This window comes from Ruegeria sp. ABM4_193, from assembly GCF_056158705.1.
This window is the reverse complement of the sequence record NZ_JBSWTT010000001.1, coordinates 543,675-557,478: the sequence shown is the minus strand read 5'-3', so window position 1 is coordinate 557,478 and position 13,804 is coordinate 543,675. Positions and strand designations below refer to the sequence as shown.

The window sequence follows — 13,804 nt, the reverse complement described above, 5'->3', positions numbered from 1 at the left end:
GCCGCCGATTTACGCTTTAGTGTCACTGCCAAACCCTGATTGCGAGGTCTCGCCAAACCGTGACCGGTCCCTACCAAACCCCAGACGAAACGGTCCGCGCGCAGGCCAAAGAGCTTTTGGAGCAGGCGCGGTTTGCTGCGTTGGCGGTTTTGCATCCTCAGACGGGTTTGCCAACACTGTCCCGTATCGCGCTGGCTACGGATACGGATGGCTGCCCTGTCACGCTGATCTCGTCACTGGCCGAACACACCCAAGCCCTGAACGCCAACCCGAATTGTGCCCTTCTGGTCGGAGAGCCCGAAGACAAAGGCGACCCGCTGACCCATCCCCGTCTGACACTTCACGCTGTGGCGCATTGGGTATACCGGGACATGCCAGAGTATGCCCCGCTGCGTGAGCGGTATCTGAGCCTGCGGCCTAAGGCAAAACTGTATATCGATTTCGCCGATTTCAGTTTTGTCAGGTTCACCATCCAGGATGGTTTGCTGAACGGAGGTTTTGGCAAAGCCTATCGCCTGACAGCAAGTGATTTCTGACGTTCAGCGCACCACATGCACAGCACACCCAGCATGTCGTACGACATGTGAAGCAGTTGAACCCAGCAGCAGATCCTGCATGCCCGGTCGATGCGACGCCATGATGATCAGGTCGGGAGAGTTGGCTTCGGCCCAATCCAGAATTGTGCGGCCAGAGTGTCCTTCGATCACCAATCCACGCGCATTTGGCAACTGCGCTGCCAATTCATCCAATTCCGTCTGAATCGCCTTGCGTGCTTCGGTCAGGTATTCGGGCGGCATATACGAAATCGCATAGTTCGGAATATGCTCGACCACATGCAGCAATGTCACCTGCGCGTCTGGTGTGGCCAACAGTTGAGCCAGTTTCAACGGCCCGGAGGTGTCTCTTTCAGCATCGAATGAGATAGGGACAAGAATGTTGTGATACATAGCGTGAGCCTCCGTTTTGCAGGCTCACTTTGAAACAAATTAATACTGCAGGCTTTGATTCAGGTCAGGAATTTCAGAATGTCTCGGCCACGTCATACATGACCGGCTCAAAGCTTTTGCATAGTTCGTTGATCTTGCGGTTGCGGTCGCGCATCTCAGGCGTCCGCAACATGGCCAGAAAATCTTCGCGCCGTTCCCATTGCGAGTAGTTGGCGATTCGGGTTTGCGCGTCGTTCACATGCAGCCCTGCGGAAACAAAACCCGGCTGCTTGGAAATGAATTCGGCATAAGCGTCGGTCAAGGCTTCCAAAAGGTCCTGACAAGTACCCGGCGTCATTTCGAAGGTTGTGATAACTGTTTGAACACTGGCATCTTTGGCGATTTTCGGCATCGGGATTCTCCATTTGCTTTCCTCAGCCTAGCACACCCAACAAAAACGTCGCCTATTTCCTGTCACACCGCAAAGCAACTCGAGGTGTTCCTGGCAAACCCGAAGAATTGGCCGCCCTATTTAGAGCGGCCAGTGCTGCCATTATTTTTCCATCCGAATCAACGCAGTGACTTCGCCCTTAACCTGCTCAGGCCATCTCAGGGTCAGGCTAGCACCCAGCGACCCCTGCTCGGGCAGGACGTGAGGTGCCGCAAAAACCTGGTTATTGAAAACCCCGGTAAGCCCACCGAGCACGGTAATACTATCGCAACTACGCGCTTTACCATTGAACGGCAGTTCTCCATTCGACAAAACTGGCCAATAACTTGCGACCGAGTTTTGCTGACGCCGGACTCTCAGCGGGTGCGCGGTCATTTTTGTGACACCGTGGTAGGTGTTGTTCCGGAACGTCACATTCGTGTGCCTGTTGTTGTTGAGATCCGCAAAAGATGTGTCCACCCTTTCCACCCGATTTATCGAACCACTAGTGGCCCGAAACTTGTTTCCAGTCACAGCCAAACCATTCAGGAAATGCCCGGCCCCATATGGACGAATAATGATAAAGCTGAACCAGGACGGCGCCTGACTTGAATAGAAGATATTGTCCGTGATGCTCATGGCACTGAACGAGAAACCGCTGGTGAAAGCGGGCGACGCGTCCCGTTCATTGGTCCATTCGATGAAACAATTGTCGACATAGTTTTCGGCAATAGTGGAACTGTTATACGTGCCGATCATGATCAACCCGGCGGTGCGTACGCCTTGCGGAATGCCATCACCTTGGAAAAAATGATTACCGAGAACCATGTTGTTGTCACCGCCCAGAACGGCAAAGTGTTTAAAGCGCACGGCCTGGTTGTGGCGCAGTTTCACGTCGTTCGAATTGGTGTTCAGCCCGATTGACGATCGATCCGTCACAGGCAAGGATTCTTCCGCCGACAGGAACTGACAATTGTCGATCAGCATCCCCTTGCACCCTGTCGCAATCGAGGTGATCCCCCGGTCTTTCGGGCGGCTGACAAAACAATCTTTCAACTGGAATGTGCCGCCCGAAGTCGCCAGCCGAATGGCGCTGCATCTGCTGTTGCACTGAAACTCGATCTGCTCCATGCCGAATTTACGCAGTGTATTGAAGCCGCTGAAATCCAGAAGGTATTTGAACGCGTGGAACGTGAACGTCTGCGTGCCCGACGCATCATAGATTGGCGCGTTCAGGATGATCTCACCAGCACCAATGTTCTTTGACCGCACATAGATTTCGCGGCCCACACCACTGCCCTGCACCAACGAACCCACAGGAATATTCGCCACATTGGCCACATTGGTCAGTCGCGTTCTATCCGAAGGATCATAGGTTGCCACCGATGTGAAGGTCTCGGTATCCCAGGCCGTGCTGCTCTTGACATCGAACTGACCGTTGCGGATCACTCGGCGGGTGGAAAAGCCTTGTTTGTTCGGAACCGCTGCGGCCATGTCAATCGGAGCCGTTACCGAGATTTTGCGACCGCCCAGGTCAAGCGATTCATGATCCGCGTTATTCAGCAACGCCTGAAACGCCTTTTTGAAAGCAAGCTCTTCATCACCGAAGGCCGCAATGTAACTTGGCAGATGGAAGTCTTTGGTCAGCAACAGCATCTTGTCATCCGGCATCGTAACGGTGCCTTCAAACTCCATCTCAGAGGTCATGCTGGTGTTTTCCCCAAGATAGTAGTTTCCCTGCGGAACATAGACGCGACGCCCGCCAGCGGCCTGATCTGCGGCCTCAAACGCGGTGGAGTCGTCCGTAACACCATCACCGACCGCGCCATAATCCCGAACATCCACCAGACTGATCATTTCACGAAGGAAGACATTGGTGACGTCGGATATCTCAAGATCATCCACGCGCACCAAGGCACCGTTGGCCCCTTCGATGTCCAAGCCAAAATGCCCATACAACGCGGCAAGACCCCAAGGCATATCCACCCCCGGACGTTGGCCGGTGCCAACTATCGCCGTAATTTCATGCACTGAACCATAACCCGATAGCTGAGTTGCCGGACCCTGCTCCACAACGCCTGCAACATGTGCATCCCCTGCACCCCCGGCCCAAGCGGCAATCCGCACCGAAGGCAATGGCCCGCTAATCGCTTTGACACGCGCTTTGATCTGCAGGTAACAACCGGGCAATATCGGCGTCTGCCCCATATAGCGCAGCTGCTGTGTTGTGTTCACTTTCAGAATCTCAAGACAGCCACCAAAATCCGCATCCGAAGGCGCAAAAACCCCTGTGCCGGACCCGCCATAGGTCGGCGAGCCCGGAGTCCCGTCCCCGGCAGACCAGACTGTCAGGCCATTCGCGAATTGAGGTGGCATGAACACGATGCCGTCAGTGATTGCCTTGTTCATTGAAATCCCTTTCTCAATCGCGTCGCGCAGGTCATGCGACGCGTCCAAACCCCGTGTTCAGGTCCACCCCGAACGCGAAAGTCTGGATACCGAAAGGGAATTAACCACGGCTCATCTCACCGTGACGGTGGTGTTGCCTCAAGCCGCAGGGTCAGCGTTACCCAACAATTGAACGCCATTTATTTTCCAACCACCTTCCAAAGGGATCATTTGGTAGTCCAAAATGTGAACGCGCCCATCGCCGTCGGTGATCATGACTTTCTGCCACAATGACCCGGCAATCTCGCGCAGTTCCAGAAAGCGTACATCAGCAGGTCGCCAAACCATGGGATACCCGTTGCGGACCATTGCTCCAAAGTTGTCCGGATTTTGGAAGAGCCGCTGAATGTTTGGGCTGGCGAAAGTAAAGGCCGTCGCGAAATCATCGGCCTTGAAGGCTTGTATCTGCGCCGCGATGTTCGCTTCGATTTCAGAACTTTGGGCATACGCCCCCGACACCAGTCCGGCACTCAAGGAAAGAGCAAGCAATAATCGACGCATGGGGCCACCTCCTGCAGATAGGGTAGCCCCAGACCTGTTCAGGTCAAATCAGACCAGCTCTCCGGCCAGTGCTTTGTCGATCAGAGCAATTGTTTCCGGCACACCATACAGCGCGATGAACCCCCCGAAACGCGGGCCTTGCGACGCGCCAAGAAGCACTTCGTAAAGGGCTGTGAACCAGCCGCGCATCGGGTCAAACCGCTCGCGCCCGATCGAATAGACCACCGACTGCAGCGCCTCATCCTCGGTGGGGCCATCATAGGCTTCAAGCGCAGCCTTCAGTGCCTCCAGTGCCTCGCGTTCCTGATCCGTCGGTGCGCGGTGCTTGCGCGTCGGTTTGACGAAGTCGTTAAAATAACGCACAGCGAACCCAGCCGCCTGATCCAGGTCAGGGTGGCTCTCGGCCGTTGCGTTGGGCGCATAGCGGCGAATAAAGCCCCATAGCGTTTCTTTGTCCTCCGCCCCCGATACGGATGCGAGGTTCAGCAACATCGCAAAGGGCACGATCAGCGTCGATTCAGGAACGTCACCACCATGGATATGCCAGACCGGGTTGTTCAACTGCGCCTTCAAATCCTGCCCCGGATAGGCACGCAACTGCTGATGATACTCATCGTATGCTTTCGGGATCACATCAAAATGCATCCGCTTGGCTGTTTTGGGCTTTTGATACATGAAATACGCTAAGCTCTCGGTTGGCGCATAGGTCAGCCATTCGTCAATCGACACGCCGTTGCCGGACGACTTCGAGATTTTTTGACCGTTTTCATCCAGGAACAGCTCATAGCTGAAATGCTCGGGCGCACGGCCGCCAAGCGCACGGCAGATCGAGTCATAGATCTTTTCGTTCGTCGCGTGCTCTTTGCCGTACATCTCGAAATCGACACCCAGAGCGGCCCAGCGCGCGCCAAAGTCCGGCTTCCATTGCAGCTTCACATGGCCCCCGGTGACGGGAACGGTCCATTCCTTGCCTGTCTCATCGTCAAAGGTCACGGTGTATGTTTCAGCGCAGACCTTTTTCATCGGCACATACATGACCCGCCCGCTTTCAGGGTGCAGCGGCAGGAAAATCGAATAGGTCTGCTGGCGCTCTTCCCGCAAACTCTTGAGCATGATCGCCATGATTTCATCATAGCGTTCAACCGCACGTTTGAGGATTTCGTCAAACTGCCCGGACTCATAGAATTCTTTGGCCGAGTAGAATTCGTACTCAAACCCAAATGTGTCTAGGAAACGCCGCAGCATCGCGTTGTTATGCGCGCCAAAGCTGTCATATTCACCAAACGGATCCGGCACCGAGGTCAAAGGGCGCTGTAAATGCTGCTCCAGAATCTCCGGGTTCGGCACATTGCTGGGCACCTTCCGCATCCCGTCCAAATCATCCGAGAAACAGATCAGCTTGGTCGGAATGTCAGAAAGCGCTTCGAACGCACGCTTTACCATTGTGGTCCGCGCAACCTCACCGAAGGTACCGATGTGCGGCAGACCCGAAGGGCCATAGCCGGTTTCAAACAACACATACCCCTTTTCCGGAGCACCTTTCTGATAGCGTTTGAGCAACCGGCGCGCCTCTTCAAAAGGCCAGGCCTTGGACGACATCGCGGTTTCACGCAGTTCAGACATTTCAATGTGCTCCATCGGGAAAGGTGCCTTGGTTGCCCCATGCAACCGGACCGGCCCCTCCTATTGTGCCAGTGCAGCATGAGTCAATAAAGCACTGGCCCGTTTCCTGCCATAACTGACCAGAAGCCGGTGTTTTCCCATGCTCAAAGGGCTAAAGTCTCCTGCACTACTCCGAATACCCGAACGCTGTCTTCAATAGGCCCGAGACACAGGTTTCACAGCTCAGCCTTACTGAAGCCACAATGCTGGGGCGATTGTCCTCTCCGAAACAAAAAAGACACGGGCCGTACGCTCTGACTTGGCCCGAATATTTCACGGGCTTCTCGGGCCATGTATGACTAGGGCAAGATCAGGAAGCTTACCGGACCACAGGACAAAAGATGCGACGCGAAACGACCAATCTGATCCGCTTTGTGCTTGAAGACATCGTACCGCCAATCTTACGCGACAGCGCCGCCTTTCACTGGCTTGCTCGTCGGGTCTGGGGTGAACATATAACCCGGCTGGCGGCATTCCGTGAACGTGCGCCTTTTCTGACAGACGAAGAATACGAAACCCTGTATCGCGACCATCCGCGCGTTCATAACGGAACCGACAATTCCGAAGCCTGCATAGATCGGATTGCCAAAGACATCGTGGGCGACAGCATCTGCGATGTCGGTTGCGGCACTGGTGTTCTTTTACAGCGTATCCGTGCCCAGCGCCCAGACATAGCCGCCATGACCGGCGTGGATTTTGTGGTCGACGACGCGGAAGCTCTGGACAACATTACCTATGTCGCCGCGCGGATCGAAGATCTGCCCTTTGACGACAACAGCTTCGACACCGTTATCTGCACTCATGTGATCGAGCACCTGCTGGATTATCGCCAAGCGATTGCTGAACTGCGCCGGGTCGCGCGCAAGCGCGTCATCATTGTGGTCCCGCGTGAGAGGGAATACCGCTACAGCTTCAATCCGCACTTTAACTTCTTCCCCTACACCCACAGCTTTTTGCGCGCTGTACATCCCAGCCCGAGCGTACATGTCTGCGAAGATATCGGGCGCGACATCTATTACTGCGAAGATTGCCCTGTGGATCAAAGCAACGAAAAGCCCGTAAAGGATCAGGCGGCATGAGCGCCACCGCGCCAACGGTATTGATCTGGACAGGCTTGCTGCTGACACCTGTCATGATTTCCGCCGGTCAGGTGTTGTTCAAGCTCGCAGGTGGGCGGATCGACGGACGCGACGCCACAGGCTTAGTGGGCGTAGTACACACCCTTTTTGACCCTTTTTTGCTTGTCGCACTTGCGATCTACGGATCCGCTACCATCCTTTGGATTTATGTGCTTAGACATGTGCCTCTGTCGCAAGCTTATCCATTCATGGCGCTTAGTTTTGTGTTGGTTCCCCTCGCCTCGTGGCTGTTCTTCGGCGAAACGCTGGGGCTGCGCTACTGGATCGGGGCCGGGCTTTTGCTGAGCGGAATGGCAGTGATGAATACCTGACCGGTGCAACCTTCCGCACAAGCGCGGCAAAACAAGATGTTGAACCTGCCCTGCCCCCCTTCTATCCTGCGCTTTTGAAGAACCCCAAGCAGGATGCACCGAATGACCGAGCAAGTTCCCCACCCGATGTCCCCACAGGATTGCCTTGTGGCGATCATGGTTGCGATTTCGGCATCTGACGAAACGATCCGAACTGCTGAACTGGTCAAGATCGAAGTGGCGGTGAATATGCTGCCGGTCTTCGCCGGGTATGACATCGACCGGATGCGCCACGTGTCACAGATCGTGTTTGATTTGTTTGAACAGGAAGACGGGCTGGATGCTCTGTTTGGCCTGATCCGCGACAACCTTCCTGAACGGCTGAACGAAACAGCTTATGCGCTGGCCTGTGATGTTGCCGCCGCAGATGGATCGCTGGCCGAGACCGAGCTGCGTTTGCTGGAAGAAATCCGGTACGAATTGAGTATCGACCGCCTGCACGCAGCCGCAATTGAACGCGGTGCCCGCGCGCGTCACGCCGTCTGACAACAGGCGTCGTCGGGTTTCACAGCTTAACTGCCATATAGCGAACCCCACCTTTCAAGCAGTGCGCGTTGCAGCTTTCGCGACCTTCGGTTCCAGCTGCGCGCACCATCCGGACGTTCACGCTGAGCACGTGGTATTTTCGCGCGTTTCGCCACGTCTGCCGTGAAGATAGCAAAGGCCAGGTCGACCCCGTCTGCTGTTGTCAGGAAACCGCCCAGCCCGGAAACAAAGTTCAGTGTCCCGGTCTTGGCGTCAACCTTAACTGGGTGGTTCTTGACGACTCGACCATTCCGATCGGTCAAGGCAAAAGGCTTCATCAAGGGGCGCAATATCCCTGCCTTCTGTGCGACCACCAAGGCCGAAACCAGATCTGCGGGCACGATGCGCGAGGCATCGCCCAAACCGGAATGATCGACCATCGCAATACCGCTGACGCCAAAGCTCTCCAAGGCCCATCGGTTCATCTCGGCCGCCGACTCTGCCAAGTTCCCCGGATAAACTCCCCGTGCCTTTGTCGCAGCCATTCCGACCATCTCAGCCGTCAGATTGGTCGAATATTTCAACATCCCGCTTAGAATGCTCTCCAAGGGATCACTGCGATGCACCACAAGATCCAAGCCCTGCGAGCGCTCTCGTGTCACCTGCACCCGTCCCAGCACAATCCCGTTTGATCGCGCCAATGTTCGAAACACATCGCCAGCGTAAAGCGCGGGTTTGCGCACCGGTAACCAGCGAGCCCCACCATTGCCCAGCGCACCCTTGGCCACGGTCCAGCGATCCTGTCGCGCGCTTGGTTGATAGGTATAAATCGGCAGGCTTCGGCTCTCGACCCGCATCGAGGCCACGTCGACCGCAGGAACATAACGCGCACTGCGTGCGTCCATACTGACGTCATATCCTTTGCCCGCGCGCTTCCACTCAAAGTGCACCCGGTTGAAATTCAACGAAATCCCGCTGATGGCAGGACTGTACCCCACATGATCCGGCTGTCCAGGGTCGATGCTGAACACAAATGGCAGTGCCCCGTCATAGACCTTGAACGCACCGCGCACCTCGGTAATCCCAGCCTCGCGCAGGTTGGCCGCCATCGTGGCCAGCGCATCTGTGTCCAGCAAGGGGTCTCCACCGCCTACAAGGATTAAATCGCCATGCAGAATACCGTTTTCGATCCGACCATCGGCCACCAAACGGGTTTCAAACCGGTGATCCGCGCCCAGAACATCCAGCGCATAAAGTGCGGTCAACGCTTTGCCGACACTGGCGGGGGGCAAGGCGGCCCCATCGCCAAACACCTCCAGCTGCGCCCCGGTCGCTACATCCGCAACCGCAAACACAACCTCGCCCTTTAATCCAGCGGCAGCCACCAGACGCTCGGCCCCGCTTAACGGCACCCCACGGATCTGCGGCCTGAGAGAAACTAGCGGGGCCTGCGCAAGACCTGCTGCCGGGATCAGAGATACCCCCAATCCCCCCAGAAACACACGACGTGAAAATCGATCAGCCATAGCTGAATTAAAATCCTACTGAATAAAATCACACAACCTCTCGCTGAGATTATGCGCCCATAGGGGCTATTCCGGCAACACTTGCGCGCGCCACTCTCCGCGCGTCCGGATTTCGGTCGAGCTGACATCAACCATCGGCACATTGACGAAACACCAGGCCGGGGCTTGCGCGCGACCGAGCAGATGCCGCGCCTGCCCGTCGATCCGGTACTTCGCATAAAGCCGCGCCGCCGGTGACATCCGGGCCGAGATCCGATCCCCCGGCCGCGCCACCACTCCAACAGGCACGCTATCCATGATCAGCCGCCAGTCTTTCCATTTGTGGAACTGCGCCAGATTGTCAGCCCCCATCAACCAGACAAACCGAACCTGCGGATACAGCCGCCTAAGCGCTGCCAGAGTATCCGCCGTCGCCCGCGTACCCGTCAGCGCCTCGATATCCGTCACGTCAACCTTCGGGTGCTGCATCACAGCTTTTGCGGCTCGCAACCGCCGCGCCATCGGGGCTGGCCCATGTTCTTTCAACGGATTGCCCGGCGAGACCAGCCACCACACCCGATCCAGGCCAAACGCCTTCGTCGCCTCACGCGTGACGTGCACATGGCCTTTGTGCGGAGGATCAAAAGACCCGCCGAACAGCCCAACAACCTGCCCCGGTCGCGCATATGGAATATGGTAACGCTCCATCCCTTGCTGATGTTCAGAACTGAGAGGGGTTGTCAATCAACAGGTTGCACCGCATCACCCAGCTTGACACGCCCCGGGCGGAGGACTTCGGCACACCACCCCCCGTGCCCGCGCACGGCAGAGTAACCGCCCTGACCCAGAGCCTCTTCCATCCTACTGCACGGCGCGCAGATCACGGTAAAGCGCAGAACGGCCTCGCCCACCTGCACCTCGCGCCCCTTGAGCGCCGCCAGATTGATCCCCGAAACCACTAGATTGCGCCGCAGGATTTCAGGCGCAACCGGCTGTTGCCCCAAATACGAGCCAATCGCCGCCAGATGCTCCTGCTGGATCAAAGTCACTGCCCGCTTGCCCGCACGGCCTCGGTCGCCGTCGAGCCCGTCAGTGGCGATCAATACCTCGTCCGCTATAGTCATCTCTGACCGCCTCTCAGACCGAAGGCCGATCCATTCGACACGCCCCGGCTGCGCCCAACCTTCAATCAACTTTGCCAATTCAGACAATCTATACCCCTTGTATGATCAAGCCTGTTTAGGTGAAACCGGCACTAATCGAAATTCACAAAACCACCAGCTTGCCCAGCACGCCCGCCTCGGATATCCAACGTTTCAACTCAATTTCCCCTACCCAGAGGACGCGACATGGCCGCCTATCAATATGTCTACCACATGCAGGGTGTCTCCAAGACCTATCCCGGTGGCAAGAAGTGCTTTGAAAACATCCACCTGAGCTTTCTGCCCGGCGTGAAAATCGGTGTCGTCGGCGTCAACGGCGCGGGTAAATCGACGCTGATGAAAATCATGGCCGGTCTCGACACCGATTTCACTGGTGAGGCATGGGCCGCAGAAGGTGCCAAGGTCGGCTATCTGCCGCAGGAGCCGCAGCTGGATGAATTGCTGACCGTCCGCGAAAATGTCATGCTGGGCGTCGCCGCGAAAAAGGCCAAGGTCGACCGCTTCAACGAAATCGCCATGGAGATCGCCGAGAATTACTCGGACGAACTGATGGAGGAAATGACCACCCTGCAGGACGCGATCGACGCGGAAAACCTGTGGGACCTCGACAGCCAGATCGACGTTTCGATGGAGGCGCTGCGCTGCCCGCCGGACGATGCCAATATCGCCAACCTCTCGGGTGGTGAGAAACGCCGCGTGGCGCTCTGCAAGCTGCTGCTCGAAGCGCCCGACATGCTTCTGCTCGACGAACCGACCAACCACCTGGACGCCGAGACCATCGCCTGGCTACAACAGCACCTGATCGACTACAAGGGCACCATCCTGATCGTCACTCACGACCGTTATTTCCTGGATGACATCACCGGCTGGATTCTGGAACTCGACCGTGGCCGGGGTATTCCTTACGAGGGTAACTATTCCGCGTGGCTGGAACAAAAAGCCAAACGGCTGGAGCAAGAAGCCCGCGAGGACAAGTCCAAGCAGAAGACCCTGCAGCGCGAACTGGAATGGATGCGTCAGGGCCAGAAGGCCCGTCAGGCCAAATCCAAGGCCCGGATCAACGCCTATAACGAACTGGCCGAGCAGTCCGAGCGCGAAAAGCTGACGCGCGCCCAGATCGTCATTCCAAACGGTCAGCGCCTTGGCGGCAAGGTGATCGAGGTCGAGGGTCTTTCGAAACACATGGGCGACAAGCAACTGATCGAAGGACTGGATTTCGCCCTGCCCCCCGGCGGCATCGTCGGTGTCATCGGCCCCAACGGCGCGGGTAAATCGACGCTGTTCAAGATGCTCACCGGTCAGGAACAGCCCGACAGCGGCACCATCACACTGGGCGACACGGTCGAGCTGTCTTATGTCGACCAGTCCCGCGATGACCTCAAAGACAACGACACCGTGTGGGAAGCGATCACCGGCGGCGCCGAGATCATCCAACTGGGCGATGCTCAGGTCAATTCCCGCGCCTATTGCTCGTCCTTCAACTTCAAGGGCGGCGACCAGCAGAAGAAGGTCTCGCTGCTGTCAGGCGGTGAGCGCAACCGCGTCCACATGGCCCGCCTGCTGAAAGAGGGCGGCAACGTCCTGCTGCTCGACGAACCGACCAACGATCTGGACGTCGAAACCCTGCGCGCGCTGGAAGACGCACTGGTCGATTTCGCCGGCTGCGCCGTTGTGATTTCGCACGACCGCTTCTTCCTCGACCGGATTTGTACGCATATTCTGGCGTTTGAGGGTGACGCGCATGTCGAGTGGTTCGAGGGCAACTTTGAGGATTACGAAGAGGACAAAAAGCGCCGTCTGGGACCGGACGCGCTGGAGCCCAAGCGGTTGAAGCATAAGAAGTTTGCGCGGTGAACGAATGGATTACCATCATTGGCGCGTTGGGGCTTGGATCACTGGCAACAGTGATCACTCAATGGCTTCTCACTCGTGCTGATATTCGTAAGAAGCTAAGATTTCAGGAACGCAAAGATGCGTATGTGGGCCGATGGCAAGCGATGCATCGCTCAGAAATCGAGCGCACAGAAGAAGCTGCTCTACTTGTAGGCCATTGGATCGCTCGATGCGAACTCGTAGCCCCGCATCCAGTACGCTTGGCGGTGAAAGCGCTGGTTGATACAAAACCCGGATCACATGAACGCACGATCGCCGTGCAGAATGTACTGCATGTTATGCGAAAGGACTTAGGAGTCTCCGAGTAGCACTTGGATGTTTGCTTGAACGCGTCACTTACATATTGGTAGGCCGGGCTTCGGCCCGGCTCTCCCCGCAATACAAGCGCATTTAACAGCATCGGCCAATGACCCGCACCGAAACCCTCCAATCGATCCGAACGCCATGGTGAAAGCCGGGCTGAAGCCCGGCTTACGGAATTGGGTTTTTCGACTCTTACGCGCGAAGCAACCAAACTCCGGCGTCCCAGTCAAAGCTCTAATGGATGATAGCAGTTGCAGCCCTCAAGCTAACCGGTTTCCGCGAAGTTTGCCCAGACCAAACAGCCCGGCCAAAGCGCCGAGCAGCAGCAACCAACTGGCTGGTATCGGAACAGCTGCAAGGTTTGCCTGCGCCACGGCGCCTTCCGTTACGCCCTGCTCTTGGTTGGTGCGTTCCCGCAATAGCTCCGACTCTTCAAGATGCCGGTCATGTTCAGAGGGTTCGGGTGCTTGGGTCAAACGGAGATTTTCCCATTCCAATTCTTCACGATGTCTTTCGCTATCAAAGCCTGGGAAAAGCTCGGATGAAAATTGATCACCATCAGCAGTCGAACGTTCCGACCCATCTGAAACGGTCAAAGCTTCTGACGCTCCGGCCCAAAACAGAACCGCTAATGTGCAAATAACTCTCATAATCGCCCCCACGACACTGGCATAAAACATAGCATCCCAGCGTCATTTTTCAAACATCACAATAATTGAATTAAAATGAAGACTTATGAGATCAAAGGATACCGTCTTAGCAAGACGACTCTGATTCCGTACCTCAAAGGGCCGCAAGCAAAGCTGCGATTCTCAATTGTCTCGTTATGCGTTTATTCGGAAACGGGGATAACCACCGGTCGTATGAGCCGGGCACGGCAAGTCCAACCCTTTGATCAAAAACCCCTTGAAACACCGCAATAGGCTCTGGGGCCAAGGTTCAATCCAGGCGATCATCCCTTGCCACATGGCCACCTCAATGCCATATGAAAGGAGCTTACGTTTTTCTATTTCGACCCA

Annotated in this window: 15 protein-coding genes; 6 read left to right on the top strand and 9 right to left on the bottom strand. The window is 56.3% G+C overall.

The window, feature by feature from the left end:
• Window positions 1-59: 59 nt before the first annotated feature.
• On the top strand, window positions 60-536 hold the full coding sequence (locus tag ACXADZ_RS02745; RefSeq protein WP_475192504.1) for a HugZ family pyridoxamine 5'-phosphate oxidase: 477 nt from the start codon (window positions 60-62) through the stop codon (window positions 534-536).
• Window positions 537-539: 3 nt separating this feature from the next.
• Here the strand turns inward: ACXADZ_RS02745 and ACXADZ_RS02740 are convergent, their stop codons facing one another.
• The 5 genes from ACXADZ_RS02740 to ACXADZ_RS02720 all read right to left on the bottom strand — a co-directional run bounded on the left by ACXADZ_RS02740 (window position 540) and on the right by ACXADZ_RS02720 (window position 5,928).
• Complete coding sequence (locus ACXADZ_RS02740) at window positions 540-947, bottom strand: universal stress protein (RefSeq protein ID WP_171093507.1); 408 nt, start codon at window positions 945-947, stop codon at window positions 540-542.
• Between the two features lie 73 nt (window positions 948-1,020).
• The gene (locus ACXADZ_RS02735; protein WP_171093509.1) at window positions 1,021-1,338 is read right to left on the bottom strand and encodes an antibiotic biosynthesis monooxygenase family protein; all 318 of its coding nucleotides are present in this window, start codon (window positions 1,336-1,338) and stop codon (window positions 1,021-1,023) included.
• 141 nt (window positions 1,339-1,479) lie between these two features.
• Window positions 1,480-3,765: a glycosyl hydrolase family 28-related protein gene (locus ACXADZ_RS02730; protein ID WP_475192502.1), complete on the bottom strand. Its 2,286-nt coding sequence runs from the start codon at window positions 3,763-3,765 to the stop codon at window positions 1,480-1,482.
• Between the two features lie 138 nt (window positions 3,766-3,903).
• Window positions 3,904-4,305 (bottom strand): DUF4864 domain-containing protein, encoded by a 402-nt coding sequence (locus tag ACXADZ_RS02725; protein WP_171184075.1) that lies wholly within the window; start codon window positions 4,303-4,305, stop codon window positions 3,904-3,906.
• Window positions 4,306-4,353: 48 nt separating this feature from the next.
• Complete coding sequence (locus tag ACXADZ_RS02720; RefSeq protein ID WP_171647344.1) at window positions 4,354-5,928, bottom strand: lysine--tRNA ligase; 1,575 nt, start codon at window positions 5,926-5,928, stop codon at window positions 4,354-4,356.
• 380 nt (window positions 5,929-6,308) lie between these two features.
• On the opposite strand from ACXADZ_RS02720, the gene ACXADZ_RS02715 reads away from it, so the two are divergent.
• The 3 genes from ACXADZ_RS02715 (at window position 6,309) to ACXADZ_RS02705 (ending at window position 7,942) form a co-directional block, all read left to right on the top strand.
• Entirely contained in the window at window positions 6,309-7,046 is a 738-nt protein-coding gene (locus tag ACXADZ_RS02715; protein ID WP_475192499.1) for a class I SAM-dependent methyltransferase, read from the top strand.
• The gene (locus ACXADZ_RS02710) at window positions 7,043-7,417 is read left to right on the top strand and encodes an EamA family transporter (protein WP_171093518.1); all 375 of its coding nucleotides are present in this window, start codon (window positions 7,043-7,045) and stop codon (window positions 7,415-7,417) included. The genes ACXADZ_RS02715 and ACXADZ_RS02710 overlap by 4 nt, the downstream gene beginning before the upstream one ends.
• Window positions 7,418-7,519: 102 nt before the next feature.
• Complete coding sequence (locus ACXADZ_RS02705; RefSeq protein WP_171093520.1) at window positions 7,520-7,942, top strand: tellurite resistance TerB family protein; 423 nt, start codon at window positions 7,520-7,522, stop codon at window positions 7,940-7,942.
• Window positions 7,943-7,968: 26 nt separating this feature from the next.
• Here ACXADZ_RS02705 and dacB read toward each other — a convergent pair whose 3' ends face one another.
• The 3 genes from dacB to ACXADZ_RS02690 all read right to left on the bottom strand — a co-directional run bounded on the left by dacB (window position 7,969) and on the right by ACXADZ_RS02690 (window position 10,637).
• Complete coding sequence (gene dacB, locus ACXADZ_RS02700) at window positions 7,969-9,447, bottom strand: D-alanyl-D-alanine carboxypeptidase/D-alanyl-D-alanine endopeptidase (protein WP_475192497.1); 1,479 nt, start codon at window positions 9,445-9,447, stop codon at window positions 7,969-7,971.
• A gap of 66 nt (window positions 9,448-9,513) precedes the next feature.
• The gene (locus ACXADZ_RS02695) at window positions 9,514-10,134 is read right to left on the bottom strand and encodes a nicotinate-nucleotide adenylyltransferase (protein WP_475192495.1); all 621 of its coding nucleotides are present in this window, start codon (window positions 10,132-10,134) and stop codon (window positions 9,514-9,516) included.
• A gap of 32 nt (window positions 10,135-10,166) precedes the next feature.
• Entirely contained in the window at window positions 10,167-10,637 is a 471-nt protein-coding gene (locus tag ACXADZ_RS02690; protein WP_475192494.1) for an MOSC domain-containing protein, read from the bottom strand.
• 138 nt (window positions 10,638-10,775) lie between these two features.
• On the opposite strand from ACXADZ_RS02690, the gene ettA reads away from it, so the two are divergent.
• Window positions 10,776-12,443: an energy-dependent translational throttle protein EttA gene (gene ettA, locus ACXADZ_RS02685; protein ID WP_475192492.1), complete on the top strand. Its 1,668-nt coding sequence runs from the start codon at window positions 10,776-10,778 to the stop codon at window positions 12,441-12,443.
• Window positions 12,440-12,790, top strand: coding sequence for a hypothetical protein (locus ACXADZ_RS02680; protein WP_475192490.1), 351 nt, complete (start codon window positions 12,440-12,442; stop codon window positions 12,788-12,790). Before ettA ends, ACXADZ_RS02680 begins: the two co-directional genes overlap by 4 nt.
• Window positions 12,791-13,045: 255 nt before the next feature.
• Here the strand turns inward: ACXADZ_RS02680 and ACXADZ_RS02675 are convergent, their stop codons facing one another.
• On the bottom strand, window positions 13,046-13,435 hold the full coding sequence (locus ACXADZ_RS02675; protein ID WP_475192489.1) for a hypothetical protein: 390 nt from the start codon (window positions 13,433-13,435) through the stop codon (window positions 13,046-13,048).
• Window positions 13,436-13,804 lie beyond the last annotated feature (369 nt).

Bases quoted from the DNA above. Each gene is read 5' to 3' on its own strand.
- ACXADZ_RS02705 (WP_171093520.1), top strand. From the start codon at position 7,520: ATGACCGAGCAAGTTCCCCACCCGATGTCCCCACAGGATTGCCTTGTG.
- ACXADZ_RS02720 (WP_171647344.1), bottom strand. From the start codon at position 5,928: ATGTCTGAACTGCGTGAAACCGCGATGTCGTCCAAGGCCTGGCCTTTT.
- ACXADZ_RS02710 (WP_171093518.1), top strand. From the start codon at position 7,043: ATGAGCGCCACCGCGCCAACGGTATTGATCTGGACAGGCTTGCTGCTG.
- ACXADZ_RS02695 (WP_475192495.1), bottom strand. From the start codon at position 10,134: ATGGAGCGTTACCATATTCCATATGCGCGACCGGGGCAGGTTGTTGGG.
- ACXADZ_RS02715 (WP_475192499.1), top strand. From the start codon at position 6,309: ATGCGACGCGAAACGACCAATCTGATCCGCTTTGTGCTTGAAGACATC.
- ACXADZ_RS02675 (WP_475192489.1), bottom strand. From the start codon at position 13,435: ATGAGAGTTATTTGCACATTAGCGGTTCTGTTTTGGGCCGGAGCGTCA.
- ettA (WP_475192492.1), top strand. From the start codon at position 10,776: ATGGCCGCCTATCAATATGTCTACCACATGCAGGGTGTCTCCAAGACC.
- ACXADZ_RS02735 (WP_171093509.1), bottom strand. From the start codon at position 1,338: ATGCCGAAAATCGCCAAAGATGCCAGTGTTCAAACAGTTATCACAACC.
- ACXADZ_RS02740 (WP_171093507.1), bottom strand. From the start codon at position 947: ATGTATCACAACATTCTTGTCCCTATCTCATTCGATGCTGAAAGAGAC.
- dacB (WP_475192497.1), bottom strand. From the start codon at position 9,447: ATGGCTGATCGATTTTCACGTCGTGTGTTTCTGGGGGGATTGGGGGTA.
- ACXADZ_RS02725 (WP_171184075.1), bottom strand. From the start codon at position 4,305: ATGCGTCGATTATTGCTTGCTCTTTCCTTGAGTGCCGGACTGGTGTCG.
- ACXADZ_RS02730 (WP_475192502.1), bottom strand. From the start codon at position 3,765: ATGAACAAGGCAATCACTGACGGCATCGTGTTCATGCCACCTCAATTC.